Source organism: Tautonia marina (assembly GCF_009177065.1).
Lineage (GTDB): Bacteria > Planctomycetota > Planctomycetia > Isosphaerales > Isosphaeraceae > Tautonia > Tautonia marina.
Window position 1 is genome coordinate 120437 of sequence record NZ_WEZF01000007.1, and the last position, 16269, is coordinate 136705.

General features: G+C 64.6%; 11 protein-coding genes and 3 tRNA genes. 7 read left to right on the plus strand and 7 right to left on the minus strand.

The window, feature by feature from the left end:
- Window positions 1-207: 207 nt before the first annotated feature.
- Window positions 208-1590, minus strand: coding sequence for a nicotinate phosphoribosyltransferase (locus GA615_RS10580; RefSeq protein ID WP_152051264.1), 1383 nt, complete (start codon window positions 1588-1590; stop codon window positions 208-210).
- 41 nt (window positions 1591-1631) lie between these two features.
- Window positions 1632-3425, minus strand: a complete 1794-nt coding sequence (locus GA615_RS10585) for an ArnT family glycosyltransferase (protein WP_161602269.1) — start codon at window positions 3423-3425, stop codon at window positions 1632-1634.
- Window positions 3426-3655: 230 nt separating this feature from the next.
- Between GA615_RS10585 and GA615_RS10590 the strand changes: the two genes are divergently transcribed.
- Window positions 3656-4603 (plus strand): histone deacetylase family protein, encoded by a 948-nt coding sequence (locus GA615_RS10590; protein WP_152051266.1) that lies wholly within the window; start codon window positions 3656-3658, stop codon window positions 4601-4603.
- A gap of 58 nt (window positions 4604-4661) precedes the next feature.
- Window positions 4662-6158 carry a dicarboxylate/amino acid:cation symporter gene (locus GA615_RS10595; RefSeq protein ID WP_152051267.1) on the plus strand — a complete coding sequence of 499 codons (1497 nt, stop codon included), beginning with the start codon at window positions 4662-4664 and terminating at the stop codon, window positions 6156-6158.
- A 17-nt stretch (window positions 6159-6175) separates the two neighbouring features.
- Here the strand turns inward: GA615_RS10595 and GA615_RS10600 are convergent.
- A tRNA-Glu gene (locus tag GA615_RS10600) sits at window positions 6176-6247 on the minus strand.
- A gap of 166 nt (window positions 6248-6413) precedes the next feature.
- Here GA615_RS10600 and GA615_RS10605 point away from each other — a divergent pair.
- A complete protein-coding gene (locus GA615_RS10605) occupies window positions 6414-6965 on the plus strand; it encodes a DJ-1/PfpI family protein (protein WP_152051268.1) in 552 nt (183 codons plus the stop codon).
- A 26-nt stretch (window positions 6966-6991) separates the two neighbouring features.
- Here GA615_RS10605 and csrA read toward each other — a convergent pair whose 3' ends face one another.
- The 4 genes from csrA to GA615_RS10625 all read right to left on the minus strand — a co-directional run bounded on the left by csrA (window position 6992) and on the right by GA615_RS10625 (window position 8671).
- A complete protein-coding gene (gene csrA / locus GA615_RS10610; RefSeq protein ID WP_152051269.1) occupies window positions 6992-7198 on the minus strand; it encodes a carbon storage regulator CsrA in 207 nt (68 codons plus the stop codon).
- Window positions 7199-7401: 203 nt separating this feature from the next.
- Window positions 7402-8205, minus strand: a complete 804-nt coding sequence (locus tag GA615_RS10615) for an RNA polymerase sigma factor (protein ID WP_235905310.1) — start codon at window positions 8203-8205, stop codon at window positions 7402-7404.
- A gap of 261 nt (window positions 8206-8466) precedes the next feature.
- Window positions 8467-8540, minus strand: a tRNA-Arg gene (locus tag GA615_RS10620).
- Between the two features lie 57 nt (window positions 8541-8597).
- Window positions 8598-8671, minus strand: a tRNA-Arg gene (locus tag GA615_RS10625).
- Window positions 8672-8873: 202 nt separating this feature from the next.
- Here GA615_RS10625 and GA615_RS10630 point away from each other — a divergent pair.
- The 4 genes from GA615_RS10630 (at window position 8874) to GA615_RS10645 (ending at window position 16220) form a co-directional block, all read left to right on the plus strand.
- Window positions 8874-9653 (plus strand): 3-ketoacyl-ACP reductase, encoded by a 780-nt coding sequence (locus GA615_RS10630; RefSeq protein ID WP_152051270.1) that lies wholly within the window; start codon window positions 8874-8876, stop codon window positions 9651-9653.
- A 148-nt stretch (window positions 9654-9801) separates the two neighbouring features.
- Window positions 9802-11325 carry a serine/threonine protein kinase gene (locus GA615_RS10635; RefSeq protein ID WP_161602270.1) on the plus strand — a complete coding sequence of 508 codons (1524 nt, stop codon included), beginning with the start codon at window positions 9802-9804 and terminating at the stop codon, window positions 11323-11325.
- A 123-nt stretch (window positions 11326-11448) separates the two neighbouring features.
- Window positions 11449-12387 (plus strand): nitrilase-related carbon-nitrogen hydrolase, encoded by a 939-nt coding sequence (locus tag GA615_RS10640; protein WP_152051272.1) that lies wholly within the window; start codon window positions 11449-11451, stop codon window positions 12385-12387.
- A gap of 98 nt (window positions 12388-12485) precedes the next feature.
- On the plus strand, window positions 12486-16220 hold the full coding sequence (locus GA615_RS10645; protein WP_152051273.1) for an FG-GAP-like repeat-containing protein: 3735 nt from the start codon (window positions 12486-12488) through the stop codon (window positions 16218-16220).
- Window positions 16221-16269: the final 49 nt, after the last annotated feature.

Sequence of the window (16269 nt, forward strand, 5' to 3'; positions counted from 1 at the left end):
CGAATCGATTGGGGATGATGAAAGCCGGCGAAGGTCGATCAGGATGGGCTGCAGGACTCTAGCCTCACCCCCCTGCCCTGTAAAGCTCAAGTGTCTCGGGAGCCGCCGGCCGGCGAGTTCGGGAGGTCCTTCCGACGGGACACGGACCCCTCACCCCGGCACTCTCCCTGCGAGCGGGGAGAGGGAGTCGGAGGCGGCGGGCCGCGCTCAATCGGTCGAGGTCGCCGGGCCGGTGCGAAGGCGATGGGTGATGCGGTCGGCCTCGTCGGTGAGGGTGTCGCTGAAGGAGACGGGATAGTCTCCGGGAGCGTCGAGGGCAAGAAGGGCCTCGGGGAGCGAGGCGATCTGATCGGCGCATCGGGACCGGATGGCGTCGAGGCCGGGGAGCGGTTGGACCAGCTCACCGGCGCGGAGGATGGGCGTCAGGAGCGGTTCACCGGCGGCCGATTCGTCGAAGCGGGTCACAAGATCTCCGGCGAACCTCCCCTGCCCGTCTCGCGATCGGAAGACCTGCTTGCCGAGCGGGATGCTGACCTTGTCGGTGCTGAGCTTCAAACGACCCTCGCCGGCATAGGCAACGATCTTGTAGACCATGGCGATCGAGGGGGCATCTCGGCTGGTGATCAACTCGGTCCCGACTCCAAAAGCGTCGATCGGGGCCCCGGCTCGGACAAGGCGGTCGATCGACCACTCGTCGAGATCGCCGCTGGCGAAGATGCGCGTCTCGGTGCGATCGAGGGCGTCGAGGATCGCTCGGGCTCCTCGGGACAGTTCCAGGAGGTCGCCGCTATCGAGTCGGACAGCGGCGATGGGAGGTTCGATCGAAGCGGCGCGTCGGACCCCTTCGAGCGTGTCGTACGTATCGACGAGCAAGGTCGATTGCGCGCCGAAGTGGCGGCTGAAGGCCTCGAATGCGGCGTGCTCGTCCTCGAAGGACTGGACCCAGGAGTGGGCCATCGTGCCCATGGCCGGGATACCGAGGCGGCGGGCAGCCTCAACATGACTCGTGCCGACGAAACCGGCGAGGTAGGCCGATCGAGCCGCCAGCAACGGGGCCATCGGCCCGTGTCCGCGACGGGCGCCGAACTCGACGAGGGAGCGGCCACGGGCGGCGTGGAGGATCCGGCTGGCCTTCGAGGCGACCATCGTCGGATAGGCACAGGCGTTGATCAGGAAGGTCTCGATCCACTGCGCCTGCTCCAGGGGAGCATCGATTCTCACCAATGGCTCGTTTGGGAAGACGACGGAACCTTCGGGGACGGCCCAGACGTCTCCGGTGAATCGGAGCACGCGAAGGCGATCGAACCAGGACGGGTCAACGTGCTGGAAGGTCGGGTGAGTCCGGAGCCAGGCGATTTGCTCGTCGGAGAAGCGCATGCTCCGCAGGCCATCGATCGCCTGTTCCAGACCGGCGAAGACGAGGTACGATCGGTTCTTCGGGAGCTTGCGGACGAACAGCTCAAAGGTGGTAGGCGTCTCGGCCATACCCTCGGCGGCGTAGCCGGCCATCATGGTCAGCTCGTAGAGGTCGGTGAGCGGGCCGATGGCGTCGGGGTCGGGCCAGAGCGAGACGGGGGGACTGCTGGGCATGGCGGTGACTCACGGGAGGGCCTCGAATCGGCCCGAGTGGCTCAGCGTCGCGTGAAGATCCAGAAGGAACAGACACCCGCGTCCTGACTCTCCTCGGCAGCCGCCTTGCCGGGAATGGCCGGAGGCTCGGTTCCGAGGAATCGCTCGGCCGGGTCGTAGACACAGCCGGGCCGGACGTCGAGCAAGGAGGCGATCGAGATGCTCGTTTGCTGGTCCGACGTAAGCCGCCAGCCGGCATCTTGAAGTTCGAGAACCTGTTCGGGGGTCATCGTCACCCCCATTGCAGCGTCAACAAGCGCGAGGGTTCCCGAACGAGCCGAGTCGGTTCGGAGGGCTTCAAGGTCCGCAAGAACCCGGATGGGATTAGTTCCCCCTGCCAGGACGTAGTGATACCCGACGGTCGGGCGGGCGTAGACAAGGACTGAGGAGGCCGGGGCACCAAGGGGAGCCTCGGGAAGCTCGGCACGGAGAAATTCGGCGGCGTTTCGGCTGCCATCGCTCGGGGCGAGCGGGTCCGGGAACCACCGGACGCGATCGGGCAAGACCCAGGGACCAACCTCAGCGAGCAGCACGCCAACCACCGCGATCGCGACCACGTGCCGCAAGGGCTGCAAGGAGCGTCGGGTCGGGATCGTCTCCGGTTCATCTCGGACACCGCGCAACCAGCAGAGAACCGCCGCGATCAGGCCGCCCCCGAGCATCCAGGAGGCCGCCAGCGTGGGTAGCCAGAGCCGAGCATAGGGGTGGTACAACGGGGTCGAGACAGCCATGACCAGGAACCAGACGGCCATGAGCCGCGCCGAGGGACGCGTGTCAAACCAGACGAGGACCGGGGCCCAGATCAGGGCCGCCCAGTACGGCAGGTTCGCCGGGCTGGCCAGCGAGACCACCGCCAGAATCAGAGCCAGCAATGGGCCGAGATGGCGGAAGCGTTTCCAGGATCGGACGGACCTCCCCTGCCCGATCGCCGCGCCGATCCAGGCCAGGGCAACCGAGATTGCAAGCCAGGAGTTCCCTGTTCGGGTCAAGCCCACCAGCGCCGCGGCCTGAGCCATCTGCTGTTGCCAGTTCGGCCACCAACCGGCAACGCCATCGACGTAGCTCCGGTGATGAGCGAGCAGCCCCGCGTAGCCGGTGGTTCGTTCGACAAAGAGGAACCACGGCAGGTAGACCAGGAGAGCAACCGCGGCCGCGAGCAGTCCAAACCCAAGCGACTTCGGCAAGGCGTCTCGCCCGGCTCCGGGCCGGATCGCCGCAATCAGGACCGTCAGGGCGACGATCAGGCCGGTCATCCCGCCGTTGTACTTGACCAACTGTGCAAGGCCGACGAGGAAGCCGAGGCCGATCGCACTTCGGACCCCCGGCCGATCAAGGAACCGAACTCCGGCGAGCATCGCCAGGGACCACACGAGCAGGAATGTCGCGTCGGTCAGGCCGGTTCGGGAAAAGAGAACGTGCGGCCCCGACAGCGCGACCAGAGCGGCGGTCGCGGCTCCGGCCCCCTGCCCGAACGTGCGACGAGCCAGCCAGGCCAGGACGGGGATGGTCAGGACCCCGGTCAGAATCGAGACGAGAATGACCGCCGCCGCCGAGACTCCAACCAGTTGGTAGGACAGACCGACCAGGAACGGAAACCCGGGAGGCGCGTACGGGATCAAGGCCGGATCGAGCGCGCGGAGTCCTCCCTCGGCAAAGACCCAGGAGGCGGCCTGGGCATAAATGCCTTCGTCGAAGTGGTCGAGGCCCAGCGTGCCCAGCCCTTTGAGCCGCACGCCGGCGCCGAGCATGGTCATGGCGATCACCCAGACCGTTTCTCGGCCAAGGCGTCGCGGCATCGCATCGGTGTCCATGCCGGGCATTCTACCTCAGTGGCGAGCGTTTCGCGCGTCTCTCGGTTTCACGTGGAACGCGCCGGGCACAAATGCCTCGAAGGCGATCGGTGTGGGCTTCGGGCTTCACCTCATTGACGCCCTCTGGTCCTCGCCTTACCGTGCAACGATACGGTCGGATCGCCCTTCCCACCCGATGCGACTTTCGAACCGAGCCAGATCGAGGCCCGACGCCCATGGCCATGGTCCGCTTCTTCAGCGACCCCCGGATGCTCGAACACGTTCCGCCCGTCGGCCACCCGGAGGCTCCGGAACGGCTCTCCGTTCTCCTCCGACACCTGGAACGGACGACCGTTCGGGCAGCCTGCGCCACGGGCACGGTCCGCGAGGCAACGGACGAGGAATTGCTCCGGATCCACGATCCCGAGTACCTGGAGACACTGTCGCGGATGGCGTCGGAGGGTGGCGGACGGATCGAAGCCGATACGTGGCTTGGCAAGGGGTCGATCACTGCGGCTCGATTGGCGGCAGGAGCGGCGATCGAGGCTGTCTCATCCGTCGTCCAGGGGCCGCAACGCGTGGCCTTCTGCGCGGTCCGGCCGCCGGGCCATCATGCCCGGCCGGCTCACGCGATGGGGTTCTGCCTCTATGGCACTGTCTCGGCGGCCGCGTCCCATGCGGTCGAGGTGCTCGGGATGTCTCGCGTGCTGGTCATTGACTGGGACGTCCACCACGGCAACGGCACCCAGGAGATGTTTTACGAGGACGGCCGGGTCGGCTTCCTCTCCTTGCATCGGCATCCGTTTTACCCCGGCACCGGCATGAAGGATGAGACCGGCAGCGGCCGAGGCCTGGGATGGATCAAGAATCTGCCGACCCCTTACGGAACGCCTCGGAAGCTGATCGTCGATCAGTTCACCACGGCACTGGAGGAACTGGCGGACAGGACGCGGCCGGAGCTTGTGCTGATCAGTGCGGGCTTCGATGCCCACGCGAACGACCCGGTGGGCGACCTGGGGCTGGAGATCGAGGACTTCGAGATCATGACTCAGGCTGTCGAGCAGGTGGCCGACACCCACGCGAGCGGGCGGCTGGTGAGCGTCCTCGAAGGGGGTTACGATCCCGTGACGCTCGCCCAGTGTGTCGAGGCACATCTCCGAATCCTGGGAGCGGAAACTCCCTAAGCCGCGCGGGTCGGCCGCCAACCGCAAGACCGAACGACTGACTGACCGGATCGCCCTGATGACTTCCGATGCTCCTGCTCCTCGTCGCCGCGTCTCGTTCGTTGCTCGAATTCTTCTGGCTATGGTCGCCGGAGCGGTGCTTGGCCAGGTTGCCAACTGGGCGATTGGGCCTGAGGCAACGCTGGCCGACCATCTGACCTCTCGGCTGCCGGAGGGAGTCGGCCCGAGGGTGTTTGATGCCTGGCTGTCGATCGGGCGGTTCACGGTGACGCTGGGCTACCTTGGCGGCCTGGTGGTCGATTTGATCAAGGGACTGGCGGGGCCGCTGCTGTTTTTTGCCGTGATTGACGCGTTTCTCCGGACCCGGATCCAGGCGAGGAACGCGGGCCTGATGCTGCTCATCTCAGCCACCAATGCGGCGATCGCCGTGGTGATCGGCCTGACGATCTCGAACACGATCGAGCCGGGACGGTATCTGAATCAGGACCTCACCGGTCCCGTCGCGGCGCAGAACGGGCAGGGGGCTGCTGAGGCCGAGGTCGACAGTGAGGAGCCTGCGGATCTCGAACGATTCGCGGCCGGACGACGGCCGATCGACTTCGTCAGAGACCTGCTCGGCTTCGTGCCGACGAACCCGGTGCAACCGTTTTTGGAAAGCTCGATTCTCTCGATCATCATTCTCGCCTTACTCGGGGGAGCTGCCCTGAGGAAGGTCAAGGATGAGCAACTCGCCGAGGGCCGGGCGGATTTCCAGGTGATCGAAACCGGGGTGGCGGTGATCTTCCGGGCGATTGAGGTGGCCCTGGCGTGGGTCATTGCGCTGGTGCCGCTGGCGGTCTTCGGGGTGGTGGCGAAAACGGTGGCCGAGCAAGGTTTCGCACCGTTCCTGGGGCTGATCGTGTACGTCGGGGTGGCGATGCTTGGCCTGGCGATCCAGGTGGCAGTCGTCTATCAAGCCTGGATAGTGCTGGTCGCCCGGATGCCCTTGCGGACCTTCTGGAAGTACGCCAAGGAGCCGGTCGCCTACGCGATGGGGGCCAGCAGCAGTCTGGCCACGTTGCCGGTGACGCTGAAGAACCTCGATCGCATGGGGGTGTCGCCGACCGCCGCTCGGCTGTCGGCCTGCGTGGGGACGAATCTGAACAACGACGGCATCTTGCTGTACGAGGCGATGGCCGTGCTGTTCGTCGCCCAGGCGTACGGGATCGACCTGTCGATCACTCAGCAGTTGATCGTCGCGTTTTCGTGCGTGGTTGCGGGCATCGGCATCGCGGGGGTACCGGAGGCGGGCCTGATTTCGCTGGCCCTGGTGCTGAGCACGGTGGGCTTACCGCTGGAGTTGCTGCCGCTCTTGCTGACGGTGGACTGGGTGCTCTCTCGGTGCCGGGCGATGACAAACGTAACGGCAGATTTCCTGGTGGCGGTCTTGCTCGACCGGCTCGGAGTGAGGGCCGAGGAGGCGGAGGATCTCGGGGAGTCGATGGCCCCGCACGATCCGGAAATGACATCGGGGCCACCCTTCGTCGAGTCAGACGAAGAGCAGCCCCGTATGTAACTGATCGGAATTGAAAGCGACCCCGACGGGACTCGAACCCGTGTTACAGGTGTGAAAGACCTGTGTCCTAACCACTAGACGACGGGGCCGTCGTCGAACTGGGTTCTATTATGAAAAAATCTGGGCGGAGGTCAACCTCAACACGAGAAGAAGTGGTCGAGAACTGGAAGGTCAGAGGCTTGCACCGAGCGGGACGTGTGGGTTAAGGTCAGGAATCAGCTCGAAGGACCCCTGTGCCAAGGATCACGATTCGCGATGAAATCAATCCTGATCCTGACCGGTGACGCCGGCGAATCGCAAGAGATCTACTACGCCAAGTACCGGCTTGAGGAAGAAGGTTGGCAGGTCCAGATCGCCGCTCCCGAGCGACGGACCTTTCTTTCGGTCGTCCATGACTTCGAGCCCGGATTCGATACGTACACGGAGAAGCCAGGCTACCGCGTGTCGGCAGATCTGGGCCTGGAGGAGTGCGACCCGAGCCGATTCGACGCGTTGGTACTCCCCGGAGGACGTGCGCCGGAGTATCTTCGGAACAAGCCGAAGGCGGTCGAAATTGTCCGGCACTTCCTTGAAACCGGCAAGCCGATCGCGGCCAATTGCCACGGCCCGCTGTTGCTCTTTGCCGCGGGATATGGCAAGGGGCAGACGATGACCTGCTTTCCCGACCTGGCTCCTGAGGTGCGGAGCGCGGGCGGGGAATTCGTCGACCGAGACGTCGTCGTGTCGGGGCCGGTGGTCACGGTTCGAGGCTGGCCCGACAATGGACCGTGGATGCGCGAGTTTGTCCGACAACTCAAGGCGAAGTGAATCGGAGGCCCCGAGAGGGACGGGCCTCAATCATCTTCGTAGAGCCGCGCGCCACTCGGGTTCGTTTCGACCTGATTATGGATCGCATCGTAGACTTCGCGGCGATGAACCGAGATGTCCTTGGGCGCTTCGATGCCCAGACGGACCTTATCGCCTCGGATCTCGACCACCGTGACGACGATGTGGTCGTTGATAATGATGCTCTCGTTCTTTTTCCGGGAAAGGACCAGCATCGCCAACCCTCATTCTGGTGCCGCAACAAAGGGAGGTCATCATGGACCGGGTTGGGATGAGCCCACGGCGCGGGCGAGAACACGTGCGTCCTGCCCGGAGAGGATGATCGAAACCCCTCTCTCCGTGCCAGCTACCCGTTAAACTCTAGATGGAGAGAAGGGAAAGGTCAAGGATTTGCGCCGATCTGGTCAACGACGTAAGCTTAGCGTTCTTCTTTCTTGCGATAGCGTTGGTAGAAGGCTCCCAGGCCCAGATCGTAAATTTCGGCCTCGATTTCGGTCTGAGACGGATGGGTGATCCCGTCGCGCAGCTCCTCGACAAGCAGTTCCACGAATTTTTCGCGGGCCCGTTGCAAAGTCTTGCGAAACGCTTCCGGACTGAGGTGTTCTCGGCTGCTCTGGGCGAGTTGCTCGGTCAGGTCCTCGATCGAAGCCTGGGGGTTTCGGATCCGAAGGTTGAGGACTCGGGCATAGCGGTTTTTGGGATTCTGGGCTTCGTACGTATCGAGCCGGGCGAGGACTCGCTTGATGACCGCTTCGCGCCAGACTCGGTCGTACTCGGCGTCGGGAACGGACGGATCGGGCAGTTCGCCGGGGGGGAGCGGCTGAAGTTTTCGACCTCGGAAGTGATCGATGATCAGGCGGTGAAGGACGGTGCGAAGGTAGTCTCGGAAGCGGCCCTTCGTGTTGTCGGCCCCGGCGAGTTTATGGTTCAGGAGCTTGATCCAGAACTCCTGAAGCACCTCGTCGGCGAGATTCGGATCGCGGAGCTTCAGGCGGAGGTAGCGTTCCACGGCATCGTGGTAGCGACCGATCAGATGGCGCATGGCTTCCCGACCTTCCGGGCCTTCCTCGTGGGCCGTTCGGACGAGGTGCCAGTCGGTCGGCAGTTCCGTCAGTCGCTCTGGGATCGCATCACTGGACATCACGGAAGCGTCGTCCTTCCAGATCAAGAAACCGCCACGCTCCGGAGCGATCTGGCGGCCCGGAAGCGTTCGGAACTCCATCCTCGGCGTGAGTCGTCGCGGAAGCAGGGAGTCGGAAGACCGGCGGTGAAGGTCCTGATCCTGCTCGGCCTGGTCAGGCGTGCCGGTTCCACGTGAAACGGGCACAGAGCGGCCGGCGGAACCGCGTCAGAAGATCAATCGACGCGCTCACTCAAGACCCTACGATACGATTGTACGAGCGGGTAGGGAAAAGACGGATTCCCAACCGACCTGATTCCCTCGCTCAATGCCGAACGTGAGCCCAGGAAGCCATAATTTTAGCGCGCCCGGCAGGATTCGAACCTGCGACCAGCGGTTTAGAAGACCGCTGCTCTATCCAGCTGAGCTACGGGCGCTCTCGTCGGGGAGTGGTCGACGGGGGTCGAGATCATTGAGTTTGGGATGATGGTCAGTACGCCCGGCAGGATTCGAACCTGCGGCCTGCGGTTTAGGAAACCGCCGCTCTATCCTCCTGAGCTACGGGCGCATCGGCTTGTGCAATCAGACTCGATTCTCCGGCTTCGAGGATCGGCTGTCAACGGATCGGACACGTTCACGCAGGAAGGAGGTTCGGAAGCGGTCGGAACCCTTGACCGTCGCCGGGAAGCTCAGGATGCTTTTCGGTTGGGCCTCGGACCGAGGATGGCACGAAGCGCAATGGAGGGCCGGTCGTGGCCGGTCGGTTCTGAATGATCGAGCATCGAGTGGCGGTCGTGACTGGAGGAGGGCGGGGAATTGGCCGGGGGATTGTCGAGGCATTGGCCGCCGCGGGGATGGCCGTGGTGGTCAACTACCGATCAGACGCCTCCTCGGCGCAGGCCGTCTGTCAATCGGCCGAGCAACTGGGATCGCCCCGAACCCTTGCGGTTCAGGCCGACGTGGCCGACCTGGAGCAGGGGCGAGCCTTGATCGACCAGACGCTCGAAACCTTCGGCCGGATCGATCTGCTGGTCAATAACGCGGGAGTCGCCCCCTTGCAACGGGCCGACCTGCTGGAGACAACCCCCGAGAGCTGGGACCGTGTGCTCGGGATCAATCTTCGGGGGCCGTTCTTCCTGTCGCAATATGCCGCTCGGGCCATGATCGGGCGTAAGGACACCTGGGGGCCGCTGGCTCCGACGATCGTGTTCGTGACCTCGGTTTCGAGTCGCTTTGCCAGTACCAACCGCGCGGAGTACTGCGTCTCGAAGGCTGGGGTGAGCATGGTCGCTCAACTCTTTGCCGTCGGCTTGGCGGAGCAGGGGATCCGGGTCTTCGAAGTGCGGCCGGGGATCATCGCCACCGACATGACCGCAGGAGTCCGAGAGGCTTACGATCAGCGGATTGCCGAGGGGCTGAGCCCAATCCGGCGCTGGGGAACGCCCGAGGACGTCGGCCGAGCGGTGTCGGGGCTGGCCTCCGGGGCCTTCGAGTTCTCGACAGGCCAGATCCTCTGGGTCGATGGAGGGCTTCACCTCAATCGGCTCTGAACCTAGCCCGAAGTTTGCCGAGAAACGTTCGAACGCTAGAATAAAAGATGGTGAGGGCGACCCTGGGCGTTCTGACCGCGCGCGTCTCCAGGCTTTGGGGACAGGTCTGCTCCCCATTTCTCGCAATCGAGGACGGGACCGCGGCCTTATGGATGAGCCACTCCCCACGTCGACGTCGACCCAGCCCGTCACCCGACTGGGCAGCTATCGACTCGTCGCGCCGCTTGGCTCGGGGGGGATGAGTTCGGTCTTTCGAGCGGTTCACGACAGTAGCGGCTATGAGGTTGCGCTCAAGGTCCTGCCACGCTATCTGGCCAAGAACCCGACCCTCTTGCAGCGATTTTTGCGAGAAGCCCAGAGTGCCGAGGCTCTGGAACATCCGAACATCGTTTCGATCTACGATCGAGGCGCCGAGAACGGTCGGCACTATCTGGTCCTCGAATTCGTGGACGGCTCGGATCTGCACGATCTGGTCCGGCAGCATGGTCCGATGTCGGTCGTCGATGCGCTCCGAGTGATTCGAGAGGCCGCTCAGGGGCTCCGATACGCAGCGAGCAAAGGGGTCATCCACCGGGACATCAAGCCGGCGAACATTCTGATGGCTCGGGATGGGGCGGTGAAGCTCATCGACCTGGGCCTGGCCCTGCAGAGTGAGTCGGAAGATGAGCGCGTGACCCGGCACGGAACGACCGTCGGCACGGTCGATTACATGTCTCCGGAGCAGGCCAGGGATAGCCGGGCTGCCAACGAGCAAAGTGATATCTATTCGCTCGGATGTACCCTGTACTACCTGCTGACCGGCTTCCCGCCATTCGCCGGAGGACATATCGCCGACAAGCTCCGTCGCCACGCGACGCAGCCGCCGCCCGATGTCCGCCAGCTCCGGCCCGACGTGCCCCGGAGCGTGGCGAAGTTCATTCAGCGGATGATGGCGAAGCGGCCCAATGATCGCTACAAGTCGTACGAGGAATTGATCGCCGATCTTGACTTCCTCGACCTCAACGACAGCGACTCCGGCAGCGGTTCCTTCGAGTTTGCCCTGATCGCCGAGGACGACGAGGAATCGGCCGACTTCGACCTGGGGGAAGGCATCGAGGCCATCGAGGCCCCATCGACCCGTGATTTCTCCCCGGTTTCCGACCTGCCCCAGCGGTCTCCTGCGATCGGGCAAGAGATGGCTCAGGCCCGTCGTGTCGGAGAACCCGAGCTGAAGCTCGACGAGCTGGCGGCCTTGCTGAAGGATGACGACGACGAGCCGGCTCCCCGACGCGCGACGACTCCCGCGGCGACCCCGAACGAGCCGCTGCCACGTGGCCGATCGGCTCGACGGTCCGCCCCCCCGATTGAGCCGTTCGACCCCTTCGGTGACCTGGACGAGGACGAGGAGGTGGTCGCCCCGATGCCGCTCAGGGGTCGGCGATCGTACGGGCAGGATGCCTCGGTCAAGGCCTGGGCGATTGGGGGAGCGCTCGTCGGCCTGGTCATCGCCCTGCTCGGCTTTGCGATCATCAGCCTGATCCGGATGGACTGGTCGCGAGGACCAACCTTCCCACCGCAACCGTCCGATAGGCGGGAGGCTCCCGAGGACTCGCTCTTGCAGGGAAGCAATCCGAATTCATTCGGAGACGAGTCGAACCGTTTCGCGAACTCTGGTCGGATGATTCCAAGTTGATCGACACGACTGAACCGGCCGGCGTTGTGTCGTGAATCCTGGCTGATCAGACCCGCAGCCTGGCCGCTGACTGAGCCCTTCTCCTGGCATTCCGCCCGACTCGAACCTGAAGAGCCGACCTCGATGGCTGCACCCTCGCGCTACTATGCCGCTGCCTGCCAGACGGATCTCCCGTGCCCGACGACCCGAGCCGAGCTGCCCGAGCGGGTCGATCGACTCCTGGGAATGGTCGATGCGGCGGTCATCGGCTACCGGCCGTTCTTCGACATCAGGCTGGTGGTGTTCCCGGAATTCGCCCATGCTGCGCCGATCTACGAAACCTCGGAGGAGTTGCTCGACCGCCTGGCCGTTCCTCTCCCGAACGAGCAGACCGATCGCTACGTCGCCAAAGCGAAGCAGCACGGGGTCTACATCCAGACGGGGACCTTCCTCGAATCGGACCCGAAGTGGCCGGGGAAGGTGTTCAACACAACCTGCCTGATCGGTCCCGACGGCATCCTGTCGAAGTACCGAAAGGTCAACCCCTGGCTGCCGTGGGAGGTCCATTCCAGCCCTCACGACTTGCCCGGGTACGACGAGCCGATGTTTCCGGTCGCCGAGACGGAGATCGGACGGCTCGGGGCGGCGATCTGCTACGACTGGCTCTTTCCGGAGGTCTTGCGGGCACTCGCGCTGGGAGGGGCGGAGGTCCTGATTCGGGTTTCGGCCTACATGGACCCCTGGGGAGCGACGCCGCCGATGGACTGGTGGACGCTGTTCAACCGGGCCAGGGCGGTCGAGAACCTGGCGTTCGTGGTGGCGTCGAACCAGGGGGCGTCGTACCGGAACTACCCGCCGTTCTCGTGGCCGGGAGGGAGTATGATCGTCGACTTCGACGGCCGGATTCTCGCCCAGGCCGATCCGGGAGCAGGGGAGAAGATTGTGGTGGGACCGATCGACCTGCCCGCCTTGCGAGAGGAACGGAAGCGAAGGCAAGGGCATGCGCTGCTGTCCCATCTTCGCACCGAGGCGTATACTGACCTCTACGCCCGGCCGATCTACCGCCCGCCCGGTCGGAGCTGATCTCAACAGCGTCGTCCAGGGAACGGGACGATCTGGGTTTCTTGAGCGATCTCCGCCCCTCAACCTGCGCTGACCTCTCACCTCGGAGTCTCGTGGCGATGCGGTATTCGATCCGCGATCGATCGACCCTGGTGGTCGTACTTCTGACAGTTGTTGGCGTTTCGGGGTGCGGCTGGTTCCGGGGTCAAGGCCCGGAGGCGGACGTAGCGATCGAGGGGATTCCGCCGTCCTCCGTTGAGGAGGTGCTCGACGCCCATTATGCCGGGCTTGGGCACATGGAGCGGTACGAGTACGCCGACGCTGCCGAGCGATTCCGGGAGGTCCGCCGCGACGCCCCCGACTGGCAACCGGGCAAGATCAACCTGGCGATCGCGCTCCTGAACCAGACGGGCGAGGCGATTGCCGAGGAGAACGGCGGCGATTCCTCTGCCGAAGGGGGCCAGAGTCGCTTTGACGAGGCAATTGGACTGCTCGACGGGGTGCTTGCCGAAGACCCGGGCAACCTTCATGCGCACTATTGCAAAGGGATCATTCTCGAACAGGTCGGCCGATGGCAGGAAGCACATCGGGAGTTTTCGGCCGTCGTGGCGGGCGATCCGAACGATGCCCACGCCCTGTACTGGTCAGCGGTCACCATGCCCGATGACTCGGGCCAGGAGCGAGCCGCGCTGTACGACCCCGAGAAGCTGGTGGAACCGCTCGAACGAGCGTTGGCGATCAACCCGTATCTCGTCCCGGCGCTCTACAACCTTTCTCGGGCGTATATTCGGCTCGGCCGTCGAGACGACTATGACCGCCTAACCGAGTTGAAGAACCGGCTCGACCCTCAGCGAAGCGAGCCCCCTCCTGGGATCGGAGACACCGCCGCCAAGGTCTACGGTGAGATGGGTCAGTACGCCGATGTCGTCGGCCCGCCGTCTCGAAAGTCCTCGACCTCGGACGAAACCCCGCCGGAATTCGGTGCGTTTCAAGTCGTGGATGCGGCGTTGCCCGATGGCCACCGCTGGGCCTCGGCTGACGACTTCACCGGCCCGCTGGCGGTGGTCGGTCGGGCTCGGGCACGCTTCGGCGCCGGGGTCGCTGCGCTCGACGTGGACCGGGATGGAAAGATTGATCTCTACATCACGTCCGCCCTGGTCGGCCCGGATGGGGTGCGGGATGCTCTGCTCAGGAATCTCGGCGGTGGGAAATTCGAAGACGTCTCGGAAGCCTTCGGTATCCCGGCCGATCGCGCAAGCCTGGGAGTGGCGGCCGCTGACTTCGATGCCGACTTCTTCCCGGATCTCTACCTGACGGGCGTCGGGCCGAACCTATTGCTGCGCAACACCGGCGAAGGAGGATTCGAGGACATCACCGAGGCGACCGGAACCGACGGCGGCGACGCGCTGAGCATCACCGCACGATGGCTCGACCTGGATCTCGACGGCGACCTGGATCTGTTTGTCGTGAACCATTGTGACGCCTCACAGACCGACCTGGCGTTCACCGAGGAGGAGGTCAGCGGGGCCTTCACGGTCGCCTACCGGAACGATGGTCAGCCGGTTCCGCAGGAGACGGGAACGCCGCTTTCGTTCGCTCCACTGGCGGTCGAAGGGCCGAAGGCGAATGCGGTGGCCGGCCTGAAAATCGCCTTCTCGGAGTGGAGCGACGCGGTGGCCTTGCAGAATGCCGAGGTCCCGCATGTGAGCGTCGCGGCGCTGGATGTCGAGGGGGACCGTGATCTTGATCTGGTCCTTGCCGCGGACGGACAGCCGCTTCGGGTAATCCTGAACGATCGTCTCGGCCAGTTCCATGCGGTCGATCTGATCGTGGACACCAAGCCCCGGCGGTTGAGCGGATTACTGGTGACCGACCTCGATCAGGATGGGCGTCCGGATCTGGTCGCGACCGGGGCCAACGGCCAGACGCTCGCCTGGCGGAATGCGACAGAGGGCAGGGGGGAGTCGCTTGCACTGACGTTCGAACCGTTTCCGATCAACGGCGAGGGCTGGCGAGCCGCGAGCGTGGCCGACCTGGATCTCGATGGGAAGCCCGACCTGATCGCCACGTCGGTCGAGAGCGAGATGCCAACCTGGTCTCGGAACGAAGGGGACCGGCTCACGACCCGGCCCTTGCTCTCGATACCGGCCGGCGAGGAAGGGTCGGCGGCCATTTTGGGCGGTGTCTACGTGAACCTTCGGGATGACTCCCCGCTGCCCGGCCTGGTGCTGGTCAGAGACGGAATGCCTCCGATCATCGCCGGGAACAAGGGAAACGGGAATCGCTGGTTGGGGCTCGACCTCGCCGGCCGGTGGAACATTTACCCGGAATTGATGAGGACCAATCCGCACGGCCTGGGAACGGCCCTCTCGCTCGAAGGGGCCAACCTTTCGGTCCATTACCATCACACGACGACCGAGTCGGGCACGGGACAGTCGATTGCTCCGGTCGTGCTCGGCCTGGGAGATGCGGACCTGGTCCCCTTGATCCGCCTGCGATGGCCCGACGGAGTGATGCAGACCGAGCTGAACCAGGCGGCCGACGTGACGATCACCCTGGCCGAGAAGAACCGGAAGACGGGCAGTTGCCCGGTGCTTTTCACGTGGAACGGTGAGCGGTTCGTCTGCATCGGCGACATTCTCGGCGGCGGGGGTATGGGGTATCTGATCGCGCCGGGGGTCTACAGCCAGCCCGATCGGGACGAGATGGTCCACATCACCGATGAGCAATTGACGGAGCAGGGGGGCGTGTATCGCATCTCGATCTCCGAGCCGATGGACGAGGTCGCGTATCTCGATCACCTGGTGCTTGATGTGGTCGATCGGCCTCCAGGGGTCGAGGCGCATCCTGACGAGCGATTCGCTCCCGGTGGGAATCGCCCGAGCGGCGAGTTGTATGCCTGGCGGGAGACGATCGCCCCGGCATCAGCCTCGGACCTGAACGGCAACGACGTGACGGAACTGCTCGCCGCCAAGGATCGGCGAACCGTCGATACGTTCAAGCGGCATATCCGGTGGATCGGCTATGCCGAGGAGCACGGCGTGGTCCTCGATTTCGAGGACCGGCTGTCCGGGTTCGGGCCGGAGGATCGCCTGGTCCTGTGCATGAACGGCTGGGTCGAGTACCCGTACTCGCAGACGAACTACGCGGCTTCGACGGCCGGAGTCGATCTGCAACCGCCGGTCCTGGAGCGGCTCCGGGAGGATGGAACCTGGGAGGTCATCGAGCCTGACCCCGGCTACCCCGCGGGATTGCCCCGAATGACGACGCTCGACCTGACGGGCAAGCTGCTCGGCGACCGCTGCGTCTTGCGGATCAGGACCAACATGGAGTGCTACTGGGATCAGGTCTTCATCGCCCTGCGCGATGCCGAGGCGGAGGAGCAACTGCGCGTCTCGTCGCTTCCCGTGTCGCGGGCGAAGCTCGGCCCGAGAGGTTACACCCGAGAGGTTTCGCCCGACGGCCGCTTGCCGCTTCTGTACGACTATGACTATGTGGACCCCGCGCCGCTGGCTCCGTTTGCCGGTCTGCTGACGCGGTTCGGCAATGTGGTCGACTTGCTGACGGCGGATGATGACCTGCTCTGCCTCGTCGGTCCCGGGGATGAGGTGCGGGTCGAGTTCGACGCGACGGCTCCCGCGTTGCCGGAAGGATGGACGAGAAGCTACGTCCTTCGGTCGTACGGCTATTGCAAGGATGCCGACCCCTTCACGGGAGGAAGCGATACGGTGGGCCCCTTGCCCTGGAAGGGAATGCCCGCGTATCCGTTCGAGGAGGGGGTGGAACGCCCGAACGATCCGGTCTATCAAGAGTATCTCGAACGTTACCAGACACGGATCGCGGGAGGGGATTGAGCCTCCGAGTGAGACGGGGGGCGACCGGGAGCGGCCGTCTCCCGTTGCC

Excerpts from the sequence above, each read along its gene's own strand:
- GA615_RS10580 (WP_152051264.1), bottom strand. The coding sequence starts at position 1,590 with ATGCCCAGCAGTCCCCCCGTCTCGCTCTGGCCCGACCCCGACGCCATC.
- GA615_RS10585 (WP_161602269.1), bottom strand. The coding sequence starts at position 3,425 with ATGCCGCGACGCCTTGGCCGAGAAACGGTCTGGGTGATCGCCATGACC.
- GA615_RS10590 (WP_152051266.1), top strand. The coding sequence starts at position 3,656 with ATGGCCATGGTCCGCTTCTTCAGCGACCCCCGGATGCTCGAACACGTT.
- GA615_RS10595 (WP_152051267.1), top strand. The coding sequence starts at position 4,662 with ATGACTTCCGATGCTCCTGCTCCTCGTCGCCGCGTCTCGTTCGTTGCT.
- GA615_RS10605 (WP_152051268.1), top strand. The coding sequence starts at position 6,414 with ATGAAATCAATCCTGATCCTGACCGGTGACGCCGGCGAATCGCAAGAG.
- csrA (WP_152051269.1), bottom strand. The coding sequence starts at position 7,198 with ATGCTGGTCCTTTCCCGGAAAAAGAACGAGAGCATCATTATCAACGAC.
- GA615_RS10615 (WP_235905310.1), bottom strand. The coding sequence starts at position 8,205 with ATGGAGTTCCGAACGCTTCCGGGCCGCCAGATCGCTCCGGAGCGTGGC.
- GA615_RS10630 (WP_152051270.1), top strand. The coding sequence starts at position 8,874 with ATGATCGAGCATCGAGTGGCGGTCGTGACTGGAGGAGGGCGGGGAATT.
- GA615_RS10635 (WP_161602270.1), top strand. The coding sequence starts at position 9,802 with ATGGATGAGCCACTCCCCACGTCGACGTCGACCCAGCCCGTCACCCGA.
- GA615_RS10640 (WP_152051272.1), top strand. The coding sequence starts at position 11,449 with ATGGCTGCACCCTCGCGCTACTATGCCGCTGCCTGCCAGACGGATCTC.
- GA615_RS10645 (WP_152051273.1), top strand. The coding sequence starts at position 12,486 with ATGCGGTATTCGATCCGCGATCGATCGACCCTGGTGGTCGTACTTCTG.